Here is a 13,134-nt window from a genome sequence, read left to right as displayed (position 1 = left end):
TTTATTGATTAATTGGGTGGTAATAAAAATGACAGTTAAAATCGTGTTTCTCGATTATGAAACTTTCCCTGAAGGAATAAATATTAAGAAAATAAATAAAGAATATAGTTTAGAACTGTATGGGAAAACATCGGAAGATGAAATTATTGAGCGAGTAAAAAATGTAGACATTATTATTACCAATAAAGTAAAAATTACTAAAAAAGTTATTGAAGCTGCAAAGCAACTTAAATTTATTTCTGTCGCTGCAACAGGAACAGATGTGATTGATATTGGTGCTTGTAATGAGCGTAATATATTAGTTTCTAATATCAGAAATTATGCAATAAATACGGTTCCTGAGCATACGTTTACCTTGATTTTAGCCTTACGTCGTAACTTATTAGCCTATGCACAATCAGTACGAAATGGTCGTTGGCAAGAATCAGGCCAATTTTGTTATTTTGATTATAAAATTAATAATTTATCTGGTTCGACGCTTGGTATTATTGGTGATGGTGTCTTAGGTAAGGCAGTTGCTGATATCGCAAAAGCTTTTGGTATGAAGGTGCTATTTTCCACATACAAAGGCACGAATAATATGGGCCCACTATATACACCATTTGAAGATGTTGTTGCGAAAAGCGATATTATTTCTATTCATTGTCCACTACTGAAATCCACCAAGGATTTAATTAGCTTTCCAGAATTCGAGCAGATGAAACCATCTTGTATTTTAATTAATACTGCACGAGGTGGGATCGTTAATGAAGAAGCATTATATGGCGCTCTAATAAATAATAAAATATTAGGTGCTGGGTTTGATGTTTGTCTTTCAGAACCACCTGAAAAAGAAAGTTATATGATCAAATTAACTCAATTATCAAATTTTATTCTTACCCCTCATATCTCCTGGGCTAGTTTTGAAGCGATACAAACCTTATCAGACATGATGATGGACAATATCGAAGCCTTTTTATCTGGCCATCCTCAAAATTTAGTTAATTAATTCACTCATTGATTTAAAGAGGTCATCAATATGTTTTTAGGAAAAGAAATCCGTTTAAAAAGATTATTAAATAAAAAATCTGGTCGTCTTCTTGCAATTACCATGGATCATCCAATTACACGTGGTGTATTACCGGGAATTGGTGATATTAAATCCGTCATGAAACAGGTTGTTGCGGGCGCACCTGACGCTATTACGATGCATAAAGGTATTATTGAAAAGGTTTATCCTCCGTATGTCGCTTCCGATGTTTCTATCATCATGAAAGCGACAAGTTACTCCATACCTTACCATGAAGCTTATGACACACCGGTTGCTGACGTTGAAGAAGCCATTCGTTTAGGTGCAGACGCAATTTCAGTCGGCTGTATTATGGGCGGGCCAGAACAGGCACAGCAATTGACATTTTTAGGCCAAGTATCGAAAGCTGCTGCTTCCGCAGGACTGCCTTTAGTCGCACACATTTATCCAAAAGGCCCAATGATTGAAGACAGTTTTGATGCGAAAAATCTCGCTTACTGTGTTCGCGCAGGCGCTGAGCTAGGTGTCGATATCATCAAAACACTCTGGTCTGGTTCCCCTGAGACATTTAAATCTGTCGTGGATAGCTGCCCAGCTATGGTTGCTTTAGCTGGTGGTGATATGGGGAGCGATCTTGTTAGCTTCCTAACAAATACACGTAAAGCATTAGATATTGGTGTTGGTGGTGTGACGTATGGGCGCTTCGTATGGCAGCACGAAAACCCAACAGCAGTCATTAAAGCTCTGAATGCATTAATCAATGATGATTGTTCGGTTGACCAAGCTATCGCGGAATATAAGCAAGCGGGTGGCAAATAACTAACGTTCATAGCTGTTATGCATGGGGAGGAAAAAATGAAAGCAGCGGTATTGTATGCGCCTAATGAACTTAGAGTGGCAGACGTTAAATATCCACAAGTTGGTAAAGGTGACGTGGTTATTAAAGTCAAGGCAGCCGCGATTTGTGGAACTGACGGACGGATTATTTCCGGTAAAAAAACCAAAGGTGTGCGTTACCCTTCTGTAATAGGACATGAATTTTCAGGGGAAATTGTAGAAGTGGGTGAAAATGTGACCGACCTAAACGTCGGTGACGCAATCGCAGTTGACCCTGTCGTACCATGCCGTTCTTGTGTTTATTGTCGCATCGGTAAAGAAAATGTCTGTTTAAACCGCCAAGCGATCGGCTATGAATTTGATGGCGCTTTTGCGGAATATGTTCGAATACCAGAGGTTGCTTTGTCATCGGGTAATGTCTTTAAGATACCGCAAGGAATGTCTTTTGAAGCTGCAGCATTAGCAGAGCCGTTAGCTTGCTGTATCAATGGACAAAAAAATGTGGGTATTGAGCTCGGTGATACGGTGGTCATTATTGGTGCGGGGCCTATCGGGTTAATGCATGTGCAACTTGCACGTTTCTCAGGTGCGACAAATATTATTGTTAGTGAACTCAATGAACAACGCCAACAGGCTGCGTTAAATTGTGGTGCTACACGTGTCGTCAATAGCCAGCAAGAAAACTTACTGGATGTAGTAAAAGGCTTGACGGAAGGGGTGGGCGCAGATGTGGTGATTATTGCTATTGGCATCCCTGGATTAGTTAATCCTGCATTGGAACTCGCTAGAAAAGGAGGACGAGTTAACTTGTTTGCCGGCTTTTCAAAGGATGATATGGCGCAAATTGATGTCAATATTATTCACTACAACGAGCTTATTCTTACAGGAGCCAGTGCGTTAAGTCGAGAAGGATACCAGCAAGCCTTGACACTGATTTCTTCGGGCTTAATTGATATCGAGAAATTAGTGACTCACCGATTTGCTTTAGATGAGATCAACGAGGCCATGGCAACCGCTCAAAAAGGTGACGCGATTAAAATTATTATACATAACAATTAAAAGCAGGCGTTGGAGGCAGCATGATGGACAGTGTCTATTTGGGAATTGATGCAGGTAGCAGTAGTGTGAAGGTTTGTGCGTTTAATTTTCATGGAGAATTATTGGCAAAGGCTTCACGTGATACCAATATTATTTCCAAATCTCCCAAAAATCATGAAATTGACTTAAATGACTTTTGGAAAAAGACCGCAGATGCAGTCAAAGAAGTGACTTCTCAAGTAAAGAATATCGTATCTGTGAGTTTCTCTGTTGCTTGCCCAACGCTGGTTTTATTGGATAAACATAATAAACCCGTCTCAAATGGGATTACTTATCTTGATGGGCGTTCTGAAAGCTTCATACAGCAAACACTCGGGGAAAATATAACGCATGTTCGGGCGCTTTCTTGTAATAGTCCAAGTCCGTCCGCATGTTGGGTAGGAACGTTAGGATGGCTACAAGAACAACAGCCGGAATTAATGCAAAAAGTTCATAAGGTTGTGCTACTTAATAGTTTTTTATCTTTAAAGTTAGGGAGTCAAAAAGCTGCTATTGACCCGACCCAAGCCGCGTATTCTGGCGCTGTGGTTTTGTCTAAAGCGCCTAAGTGGTCAAAAGAACTATTAAGGTATTGGAAGTTTAATCACGATATTTTGCCGCCGATTTATCAATGCACTTCTGTGGTTGGTAAAGTGAGTAAAGAAGCCGCTCAAGAAACAGGATTAAAAGAAAATACGCCAATTATTTTAGGGTCGGCAGATACCGCTGCTGCTGCATTTGCAGTCGGGTTACTTGACCCTGAAACAGCTTTTGAATCAACAGGAACATCGGGAGTCATAACGTTTTGCTTAGAAGAGCCAAACTTTGACCCTCGTTTTATGAACCGGTACCACATAGTCCCCAATCAATGGTTGGCCCATGGGGCGATGTCGACAACTGGGGGGACATTCAGTTGGCTAAACCAGGCTGTTTGGCCGGAAGTTAATGACCATGAACAGTTGGAGATCTTTTCAAAATCATCAGTACCTGGTGCTAATGGCTTAATTTATCTGCCTTATTTAGCTGGAGAACGTAGCCCTATTTGGGATGTTAATGCATCGGGAGCATGGATAGGCTTACGTCTAAATCATACTCGCGATGATATGGTCAGGGCGGCATTTGAAGGTACAGCATATGGTTTAAAACAGATTTTGAATATTGCTAATGAAAAATGGGGAGTGATATTAGATGAATTACTCAGCGTAGGGGGAGGATCACGTAATACGTTATGGACTCAAATTAAAGCGGATATTCTTCAGGTTGAATATAATATTGCCCAAACAGCAGACGCAGCCGCTTTTGGCGCTGCAATGGTTGGTGCGACAGGAGCCGGTTTTTTCTGTGGCATTAATGACCCTGATTTACCGATTATAAAAACAGAAGATATCACATTCACACCAAATCAAGATAAAAAAACACAAGATACTTATAACAAGCAGTTTAATATTTACAATGGGCTGTATCCTTTATTAAAAGAAACAATGCATAGCTTGTCGAGTAAATAAATTAGTTGAAGTAACTTTAAATTAAATAACGTTCCTAAATGTTAATTTTAATGAATTAGCAGGGATCGTTTCATTCTTAAAAAAGCAGGTAATAAAACGTGTATTAAATAATAAACTGCTCTGGAGCGAAAATAATGATAAATTCAAATCCGATTAGACCAAAGACGAATTATCGTTGGGTGGTATTAGCCCTGATTTTCATCGTCTATGCTGTAAATTATGCAGACAGAAGTAATATTGGTGCGGTTCTACCTTTTATTACTGATGAGTTTAAATTAACTAATTTAGAAGCGGGTTCTCTCGCGAGTATGTTTTTCCTCGGTTATGCTTTATGCCAAATACCCGCAGGCTTTTGGATGGCGAAACGTGGGATCAGAGGTATGGTGTCATTATCCATTCTTGGTTTCTCTGCCATGACTTGGTTTATTGGCCTAGCCCAATCGGCCTTTGCTATCAAGTGGTTGCGCCTTGGCCTAGGTATGGCCGAAGCTCCAACCCCTGTCGGGCTAACGTCGACAATTAATAACTGGTTTCCAGCAAAAGAAAAAGCGACTGCCACTGGGGTTTATATTGCTTCAACGATGTTTGCTCCGATTATTGTTCCACCATTAGTCGTTTGGATTGCATTAACTTATGGATGGCGCTGGGTCTTTATTCTGTTTGCTATTCCCGGTATTTTTCTCGCAATTATTTGGTATTTATTTGTTAGAACAAAACCAGAGGAAAGTCGCTTTGTTTCGCAAAGTGAATTAGATTATATTCGTGCCGATAATTCAGAAATTGCAGAAAAGAAAATAGAAGGCAATATTGTTCTGAGTCCTAAATTTAATACGCTAGATAAATTTATTCGTGTTAAATCAGTCACACCATTAAGTTCAGCTTCCCAAATATTTAAATCTAAAAACATTTGGTGTAATACTATTTCTTATTTCATGATGGTAAGTATTTTATATGGAATATTAACATGGATACCTTCTTATCTGGTAAATGAAAAAGGCTTTTCATTTATGAAGATGGGCTTTGTTGCATCAATGCCATTTATTGGTGGGTTTATCGGTTCGATTTTTGGTGGCTGGATCTCTGATAAAGTTTTTGGTCGTCGTCGTAAACCCACCATGCTTTTTACCGCAGTAGCGACGATTGCCATGATGTTAGTGATGTTGAATGTACCTGAAAGCACGAGCACAGTTGCACTTGCCCTTTTCTCGGTAGGCTTGTTCTTGAATATTGGTTGGCCTGCATTTACTGCTTACCCGATGGGAGTCGCTGATAATAATAACTATCCAATTGCGATATCTGTTGTGAATAGTGGAGGAAACTTAGGTGGTTTCGTTTCACCTATGATGGCGGGGTTATTATTAGATATGACTGGTAAGTTTGATGCTGTTTTCTCTTACTTTGGTATCTGTGCGGTGATTGGCTTAATTATGATCCTCTTACTCGATGAACCAAAATAATAAAATGTCGTATCAGGTGGGCGAATACCCACCTGAATTTTTAACTTATTGATAATAAAATTTTCTAAAGGATTATTTTTATGAAAATAGTCATTGCACCTGACTCATTTAAAGAGAGTTTATCTGCATTGAAAGTCGCAACGGTTATTGAAAACGGGTTCAAAGAGGTATTTCCTCATGCAACTTATGTTAAGTGTCCTATTGCAGATGGTGGTGAAGGCACTGTTATCACGATGGTTGAGGCTACCAATGGGGAAATCTATCATCTTGATGTTATCGGTCCTTTAGGCACGAGTGTTCAGGCATTCTATGGTTTATCTCAAAATAAGCAGCAAGCATTTATTGAAATGGCTGCGGCAAGTGGACTAGAGCTAGTCCCTGTTGAATTAAGAAATCCGTTACTCACGACATCATATGGAACAGGGGAATTGATAAAAGCCTGCCTAGATACTGGAGTAAGGCAGATTATTATTGGTATAGGCGGAAGTGCAACCAATGATGGCGGAGCAGGAATGTTGCAAGCACTTGGAGCCAAATTATTAGATTCGCATGGGCAACAAATCAAATTAGGGGGACAAGCGCTTGCCGATTTAGCCTGTATTGATGTCAGCACAATGGACCCTAGGATAAAAGCTTGTCAATTTAGTATTGCTTGTGATGTTTCGAACCCATTAATTGGGAAAAACGGTGCATCTGTGATATTTGGCCCCCAAAAAGGTGCGACAAATGAACATGTTGAAATGTTAGACAAAAATTTAGAACATTTCGCAGATATCATTAAGCGAGATTTGCATGTGGAAGTTCATTATATTGCAGGAGCCGGTGCTGCAGGAGGGATGGGAGCAGCATTACTTGCTTTTCTAAAAGCGGAACTTAAGCCTGGTTTTGATATTATTGCACAAACCTTGAACCTTGAATCACACATGGTAGGGGCAAATTTAGTCATTACTGGTGAAGGCCGGTTAGATAGCCAAAGTTTAAATGGCAAAGTGCCTTTTGGCGTCGCTCAGTTAGCTAGAAAACATAAGATACCCGTTATTGCCATTGTTGGAAGCCTTGGTGATGATCTCAGTCATTTACAACAATATGGTATTGATTCAGCGTTTAGTATTTTACATAAAATCAGTTCACTAAAAGAAGCTCTAAATAATGCTGAAAGTAATTTATTTAATTGTACTAAAAATATTGCAAATACGCTGAATATTAAAATAGATAATAAAAATTGAAATAATAGTTTTGAAATTTAGCTTTGTTTGCTTTATTTTAAATGAGATTTATTTTTCTTGATTTTTTCAAGGAATATTGAATACTGGAGTTTATTAAATTAAAAATAAACATTATTAAAATTTATGATTGGAAAGTTTGTTTCTATTTTACAGCTCCAGTAAAAGAGGTTGAAATATGTATGATTATTGTCTTACCTCCAAATTAGCGCAAGAAATCGTTGATAGAACCATGAAAATTATTGATTGTAATATTAATGTTATGGATGAAACTGGATGTATTATAGGGAGTGGAGATAGTAATAGATTAGGTGAGTTTCATGAAGGTGCTTTGCTCGCAATCAAACAAAAACGAACTGTAGTTATTGATGATGCAACAGCAAATAATTTGCATGGGGTTAAACCGGGGATAAATTTACCTCTTTATCTTAATAGCAAGATTGTAGGAGTGATAGGTTTAACGGGAGAACCTTCTTTAATTAAGCAATTTGGAGAGCTTGTTTCAATGACCGCAGTTATGATGCTGGAACAAGCTGAAATTTATAATCATTTGAATTTGAATGATCGTTTTAAAGAAGAAATTATTTTAGCTTATATTGAAGATGGCACTATACCAGATAATATTACTGAGTGGTCTAAAAAACTTAATATTAACTTCTCCATTCCAAGGGTTGCTATTATTATTGAGATTGATAGCGGCCAGCTAGGAGTTAATAGTGCTTTTAGTGAGCTACAAGAAATTAAAAAACTTATTGAGTATAATAATGCAGATAACTTAGTCGCTATTCAGTCATTAACTGAGATTGTTTATTTGAGTCCTGCTCTAAATCAATTTAATCGTTGGAATATTGATGAGCAAAAAAAGAGAGTTATAAAGTTGGAGTCAGATATTCAAGATTTATTTAAATTACGCGTCAAAATAGCGTTAGGTAATTTTTTTCTAGATCTCCCAGAAGAGGCTATAAAAAAATCATATGAAACGGCAAAGGTTACCATGCAGGTTGGTAAAGCTAAAAAACCACAGTTAAAGATTTATTGCTATCAAGATATTATGTTGCCTGTGCTTTTATATGGATTGAGTTTTAAATGGTCTTCTGAAGAGTTATTAAAACCTTTAAATACATTATTGCATGAGGATGCTAATGGCGTTCTTATTAAAACATTAACGACTTGGTTTAAAAATAACTTACTTGCAAATGAAACCGCAAAAGAACTTTTTATTCATAGGAATACATTAGATTACCGATTAAAAAGAATATCGGATATAACGAAGTTAAACTTACTAACAATTGAAAGTAAAGTCCTCCTTTATGTTGCTTTACAATTAAAAATTTAAACTATATAAAAACTCGTAATATAAATGCCCCCCAATAGGTGAGCTAGTAATTATTGGGGGGGAGTTTATTTATCGTTATAGTTTTATTTCTTTTAGATTATCAGCGATCTCAAAATCAGCATCAGTACGGGCTTTAATGACCTCAACACTGGTTCCTGGTGCATATTCTACCAGTGTGAGCTGCCCACCAATAAAACAAAAAACTGCTAATTCAGTAATAATAGTTGAAACACAATTTTGTGCTGTCAAAGGAAGCTGACATTGACGCAGTATTTTTGCTTCTCCAGTTTTTGTGCAGTGCTCCATCGCAACAATAACATTTTTTGACCCTGTGACTAAGTCCATAGCACCCCCCATACCGGGCACCATTTTCCCAGGAACCATCCAATTTGCTAAATTACCCTGCTGATCGACTTCTAAACCACCTAATACACAAGCATCGATGTGCCCTCCACGTATTAGGGCAAAGGAAAAAGCGCTATCAAAAGTAGAGCCACCTTTTATAATGCCGCAGGGTTGCCCCCCTGCATTGGCTAAATCAGGGTCGGGATTGTGTATATCGACGGGGCAAATACCTAAAAAGCCGTTTTCGGATTGCAATAAAATATCGATACCGTCAGCAAGATGAGCTGCTACCATGGTGGGGAGGCCGATACCTAGGTTTACGACATCACCATCTTTCAACTCTTGCGCAACTCGGCGAGCAATAAATGTTTTTGTATCCATTATTGATCTCCTTGAAATAGGCCTGTTATCAGTAGACCCGGAGTCATTATAGAGTCAGGGGCTAGGCCCCCTACTTCAACTAATTGCTCTACTTCTGCAAATACCTTATCAGCGGCTAAAGCAATTAACGGATTAAAATTACGGGAAGCTAAACGATAATATAAATTGCCAACGATATCGCCAGTGTGAGCGTGAATAATGGCGATATCAGCTCGTAATGGGAGTTCAAGTAAATAGTCTTTACCTTCAATAGTTAGCCGCTGTTTACCTTCCTCAACCACGGTACCAACCCCTGTTGGTGTCAGAAAGCCGCCTAAACCGGCTCCACCTGAACGTATGCGTTCTGCCAGTGTCCCCTGAGGTACCAGTTCAACATCTAGTTCCCCAGAAATCATTTGTTTTCCTGTTTCTGGTAATAGACCGATATGTGAACTAATTAAACGTTTAACTCTTTTATTTTCAATTAAAGGAGCAACTCCGATCCCCGGTATTCCTGTATCGTTACCTATCAGTGTTAAATTTTTAACACCAGATTCTAAAATTATATTAACGAGAGCCGCTGGAGTGCCTTGCCCCATAAAACCACCATACATGATGCTCATTCCATCATGAAACTGGCTAATGACCTTATCTTTTTCGATGAGTTTATGTTTCATTTTCATCTCCATCTTAAGAAAGGCGTTCTACAATAACGGAAACACCTTGACCACCACCAACACATAATGTAGCAAGCCCTGTAGTTTTATTTTGCATTGTCAAAGCATGTAATAGAGAAACTAAGATGCGCGCTCCTGAAGCTCCAATAGGGTGACCTAACGCAATAGCACCACCGTTAACATTCGTTTTTTCAGGGTCGAATCCAAGCTCTCGACCTACGGCAATGAATTGCGCGGCAAAGGCTTCATTAGCTTCAATTAAATCAAGGTCATTGATATGTAGACCTGCTTTATCTAAGGCCTTCAATGTTGAATAAACTGGGGCAATTCCCATGACCGCTGGGTCAACTCCAGCTGTTGCGTAGCTACGAATTGCTGCTAAAGGTGTTAGTCCTAAATTTTTTGCTTGCTGACTCGACATAAGGAGCAAAGCAGCTGCTCCATCATTGATCCCTGATGAATTACCAGCAGTTACACTTCCAGTAGGTTCAAATACAGGATGAAGTTGACTTAAGGATTGATAAGAGGCATCGGAACGGATGTATTCATCTTGCTCAAAAATAAGATCTATTTTTTTATGTTTCACTGTTACGGGGACGATTTCTTGTTTGAATGCGCCTTTTTCAATCGCTATTTGTGCTCGAAGTTGCGATTGCAGAGCAATTTTATCTTGCTCCTCACGACTAATATTATAGCGTTTTGCGATGTTTTCTGCGGTGATCCCCATATGGTAACGATTGATAGCGCAGCTTAAACCATCGTGTACAACACTATCGGTTAAGGTTCCGTTTCCTAGCCGATAACCGAATCGAGCTTTATCCAATAAGTATGGCGCAGCCGACATATTTTCCATTCCGCCCGCTAAGACGATTTTATTATCACCTGTACGAATGGTCTGAGCTGCCACTATGATGCTTTTTAGTCCAGACCCGCACACCATATTTAGGGTTGTAGCCGGTGTTGTTTCAGGGAGCCCTGCCTGTAAGGCTGACTGACGAGCAGGGTTTTGCCCAAGTCCAGCTTGTAGTACATTACCTAATAAAACTTCATCCACATCATGAGGTTGAATTCCTGCTCGTTCAATTACGGCTTGTGCCACTATTGCTCCCAGATCGGTGGCTTTGATTGAAGCAAGTGAGCCTCCAAAGCTACCAATCGCAGTGCGTACCGCACTTACGATCACGACATCATTCATAAGGCTCTCCTTTTTAAGGTTAAAATACTGCGTGTTTCATCGGGAGTTGCGGGGGCTCTATCGACTTCATTAGCAAGGCGAACTGCTCGAGCTACAAATTCTGCATTAGATTGTGCTAACCGTCCTTTGCTGTAATAGACATTATCTTCCATACCAACACGAACATGCCCACCCATTGCTAAGGTTGTCATCAGAATAGGCATATGCCCTCTACCAATCCCAAATGCAGACCAATGTGCGTTTTCAGGGAGTAAACTACGTAAAAAAATGAGGTTTTCGACTGTTGCAGAGATACCACCAGCGGCACCTAGAACGAATTGATAATAAGCAGGGGTTTTAATAAGGTTTTTCTTTATATAGTACAGTGAGTTATAAAACATACCTGCATCAAAGACTTCAATTTCAGGGCGGACTTCATTATCTATCATTAGTTGTCCTAGCTTCTCTAAAAAAGCAGGGTGATTAATAAATAAGCCAGAGTGTGCCCAGTTCATTGAGCCACAATCATAGGAGGCAAGCTCAGGTTTCAGTTCGACGAGGTGGATCATGCGGGTTTCATCAGTGGCATTTAAATCACCAGATGTGGTGAGGTTAAGAACAATGTCACACTTTTCACGAATTAAAGTCACAGTTTCGCGAAATTTATTAATATCCATTGTTCCGCGTCCTTCATCATCACGCATATGCAAGTGGGCAATAGCAGCCCCTGCTTGCCAACACTCGTAGACGTCCTCTGCGATTTCCCGTGGTGTCAGCGGAATATTTGGATTATCGTTTTTAGTTGGAAAAGCCCCAGTGGTGGCAACAGTAATTATTGTTTTATTTGTCATATTAAAAACTCTTGAATTAAGCATCTGAATGAGTAGCAATATCTGGTGGGGTGGCTGAATACCTTGATTTATCGATATCTGGTAAGGTAAACATCATCACCCCAGCCAAACAGAAGAAAATTGCACAGATAATTAGCCCAGTGACTAATCCATAGCTCAGGGCAATGAAGCCCATTGCAAATGGGGCAAAAGCGGAAATGCCTCGACCAATATTGAAACAAAAGCCTGCACCCAAAGTACGTACGCGAGTGGGGAACAGTTCAGGAAAGTAAGACCCCATTAAGCCGACAAAGGCAGTAAAAAAGGCATAAACTGGTCCCATCACAAGGAGTGCCGTGTGCCCTGTCATATTGACGTAAATAGGTAAGGTTATTGCGGTACCAATAAAAGAGATTATGAGTGCGTTTCGACGACCGATTTTATCAGCCATCACACCGAATACGTTGTAACCAATGAACATGCCAATATTTAGAACAACAAAGAATAGGGACATATTTTCCATAGTAAGTCCGCGGTCTTTAGTTAAAAACATCGGCAACCAAGTGGTACATCCCCAGTAGCCAATTAAACCAAAGCTAGCGACTGTAGTTGCTAGGAAAGTATTGCGAGCCATTTCTTTTGAAAAAATTTCGCTAATTCGAATTTTTTCTCCACGTTGGGTTTGAGCGGCTTTCTCTTTTTTCCAACTTTCGGACTCAGGAACAAAAATAAGAAAATAAAATGCGGCAATAATGGCTCCAGCACCGCATAGAAAGAGAGCTCGCCAACCGTAGGTTGGAATAATTAAATAAGCAAGGAATGCAGCTAATCCAGCACCTGCGGGGAAAGAGCTTAAAACAAAGGAAGCTGCTCGCCCACGTTGTTTTGCAGGCCAGGTTTCAGCAATGTAAGCAACAATAATGCTCCAAACACCCCCGAGGCCTAACCCCGCTAAAAAACGTAATATTAAGATCTCAAACCAAGTATTTGTAAATGCAATTGCAGCGGTAAGCACACTAAATAGCATTAAGCTCCAAAATAGTGTTTTACGTCGTCCATAAGTATCCGCACACCAACCAACAACAATACTACTTAAACCAATACCGACCATTGTCGCTGTGGCAAGTAACCCTCCATCAGCTGTAGAAATACCAAGGTCTGCGATGATGACGGGCATGGCAACGGCAAGTAGAAGAATATCAACAGCATCGAACATGTATCCAAAGAAACCGCCAATGAGCACATGCCATTTTACCTTTTGATTACCTACAGCATTGTCATGAGATTGTGTCATGATGTTATCT

Annotated in this window: 12 protein-coding genes; 7 read left to right on the top strand and 5 right to left on the bottom strand. The window is 39.5% G+C overall.

What is annotated here, in order from left to right; genetic code table 11:
* The first annotated feature begins 28 nt into the window (after positions 1 to 28).
* From ACHB7C_RS06365 to ACHB7C_RS06335, 7 genes are all read left to right on the top strand, one after another.
* Positions 29 to 988 carry a D-2-hydroxyacid dehydrogenase gene (locus tag ACHB7C_RS06365; protein WP_395346763.1) on the top strand — a complete coding sequence of 320 codons (960 nt, stop codon included), beginning with the start codon at positions 29 to 31 and terminating at the stop codon, positions 986 to 988.
* A 30-nt stretch (positions 989 to 1,018) separates the two neighbouring features.
* Complete coding sequence (locus tag ACHB7C_RS06360; RefSeq protein ID WP_004259316.1) at positions 1,019 to 1,828, top strand: class I fructose-bisphosphate aldolase; 810 nt, start codon at positions 1,019 to 1,021, stop codon at positions 1,826 to 1,828.
* Positions 1,829 to 1,864: 36 nt separating this feature from the next.
* Complete coding sequence (locus ACHB7C_RS06355) at positions 1,865 to 2,905, top strand: zinc-dependent dehydrogenase (protein WP_042845579.1); 1,041 nt, start codon at positions 1,865 to 1,867, stop codon at positions 2,903 to 2,905.
* A 20-nt stretch (positions 2,906 to 2,925) separates the two neighbouring features.
* Positions 2,926 to 4,428, top strand: a complete 1,503-nt coding sequence (locus ACHB7C_RS06350) for an FGGY-family carbohydrate kinase (RefSeq protein ID WP_042845578.1) — start codon at positions 2,926 to 2,928, stop codon at positions 4,426 to 4,428.
* Between the two features lie 134 nt (positions 4,429 to 4,562).
* Positions 4,563 to 5,885 (top strand): MFS transporter, encoded by a 1,323-nt coding sequence (locus ACHB7C_RS06345; RefSeq protein ID WP_042845577.1) that lies wholly within the window; start codon positions 4,563 to 4,565, stop codon positions 5,883 to 5,885.
* Between the two features lie 80 nt (positions 5,886 to 5,965).
* Positions 5,966 to 7,111, top strand: a complete 1,146-nt coding sequence (locus ACHB7C_RS06340; protein ID WP_395346760.1) for a glycerate kinase — start codon at positions 5,966 to 5,968, stop codon at positions 7,109 to 7,111.
* 175 nt (positions 7,112 to 7,286) lie between these two features.
* The gene (locus ACHB7C_RS06335) at positions 7,287 to 8,444 is read left to right on the top strand and encodes a sugar diacid recognition domain-containing protein (RefSeq protein WP_042845573.1); all 1,158 of its coding nucleotides are present in this window, start codon (positions 7,287 to 7,289) and stop codon (positions 8,442 to 8,444) included.
* Between the two features lie 75 nt (positions 8,445 to 8,519).
* Here the strand turns inward: ACHB7C_RS06335 and ACHB7C_RS06330 are convergent, their stop codons facing one another.
* From ACHB7C_RS06330 to ACHB7C_RS06310, 5 genes are read right to left on the bottom strand one after another with little or no spacing between them, the layout of a single operon-like run.
* Positions 8,520 to 9,170 carry a 3-oxoacid CoA-transferase subunit B gene (locus ACHB7C_RS06330; RefSeq protein ID WP_395346757.1) on the bottom strand — a complete coding sequence of 217 codons (651 nt, stop codon included), beginning with the start codon at positions 9,168 to 9,170 and terminating at the stop codon, positions 8,520 to 8,522.
* Complete coding sequence (atoD, locus tag ACHB7C_RS06325) at positions 9,170 to 9,826, bottom strand: acetate CoA-transferase subunit alpha (protein ID WP_042845929.1); 657 nt, start codon at positions 9,824 to 9,826, stop codon at positions 9,170 to 9,172. The genes ACHB7C_RS06330 and atoD overlap by 1 nt, the downstream gene beginning before the upstream one ends.
* A gap of 13 nt (positions 9,827 to 9,839) precedes the next feature.
* Entirely contained in the window at positions 9,840 to 11,021 is a 1,182-nt protein-coding gene (locus ACHB7C_RS06320) for an acetyl-CoA C-acetyltransferase (protein WP_395346755.1), read from the bottom strand.
* Positions 11,018 to 11,851, bottom strand: a complete 834-nt coding sequence (locus ACHB7C_RS06315; RefSeq protein ID WP_395346753.1) for a 3-keto-5-aminohexanoate cleavage protein — start codon at positions 11,849 to 11,851, stop codon at positions 11,018 to 11,020. Before ACHB7C_RS06315 ends, ACHB7C_RS06320 begins: the two co-directional genes overlap by 4 nt.
* Before the next feature lie 16 nt (positions 11,852 to 11,867).
* Positions 11,868 to 13,124 carry an MFS transporter gene (locus tag ACHB7C_RS06310; RefSeq protein WP_052219321.1) on the bottom strand — a complete coding sequence of 419 codons (1,257 nt, stop codon included), beginning with the start codon at positions 13,122 to 13,124 and terminating at the stop codon, positions 11,868 to 11,870.
* Positions 13,125 to 13,134: the final 10 nt, after the last annotated feature.

The sequence above is a fragment of the Providencia sp. 2024EL-00732 genome, from assembly GCF_044006275.1.
GTDB lineage: Bacteria > Pseudomonadota > Gammaproteobacteria > Enterobacterales > Enterobacteriaceae > Providencia > Providencia huashanensis.
This window is presented reverse-complemented; position numbering and strand designations above follow the sequence as displayed.

Bases quoted from the DNA above. Each gene is read 5' to 3' on its own strand.
- ACHB7C_RS06365 (WP_395346763.1), top strand. From the start codon at position 29: ATGACAGTTAAAATCGTGTTTCTCGATTATGAAACTTTCCCTGAAGGA.
- ACHB7C_RS06360 (WP_004259316.1), top strand. From the start codon at position 1,019: ATGTTTTTAGGAAAAGAAATCCGTTTAAAAAGATTATTAAATAAAAAA.
- ACHB7C_RS06355 (WP_042845579.1), top strand. From the start codon at position 1,865: ATGAAAGCAGCGGTATTGTATGCGCCTAATGAACTTAGAGTGGCAGAC.
- ACHB7C_RS06350 (WP_042845578.1), top strand. From the start codon at position 2,926: ATGATGGACAGTGTCTATTTGGGAATTGATGCAGGTAGCAGTAGTGTG.
- ACHB7C_RS06345 (WP_042845577.1), top strand. From the start codon at position 4,563: ATGATAAATTCAAATCCGATTAGACCAAAGACGAATTATCGTTGGGTG.
- ACHB7C_RS06340 (WP_395346760.1), top strand. From the start codon at position 5,966: ATGAAAATAGTCATTGCACCTGACTCATTTAAAGAGAGTTTATCTGCA.
- ACHB7C_RS06335 (WP_042845573.1), top strand. From the start codon at position 7,287: ATGTATGATTATTGTCTTACCTCCAAATTAGCGCAAGAAATCGTTGAT.
- ACHB7C_RS06330 (WP_395346757.1), bottom strand. From the start codon at position 9,170: ATGGATACAAAAACATTTATTGCTCGCCGAGTTGCGCAAGAGTTGAAA.
- atoD (WP_042845929.1), bottom strand. From the start codon at position 9,826: ATGAAACATAAACTCATCGAAAAAGATAAGGTCATTAGCCAGTTTCAT.
- ACHB7C_RS06320 (WP_395346755.1), bottom strand. From the start codon at position 11,021: ATGAATGATGTCGTGATCGTAAGTGCGGTACGCACTGCGATTGGTAGC.
- ACHB7C_RS06315 (WP_395346753.1), bottom strand. From the start codon at position 11,851: ATGACAAATAAAACAATAATTACTGTTGCCACCACTGGGGCTTTTCCA.
- ACHB7C_RS06310 (WP_052219321.1), bottom strand. From the start codon at position 13,124: ATGACACAATCTCATGACAATGCTGTAGGTAATCAAAAGGTAAAATGG.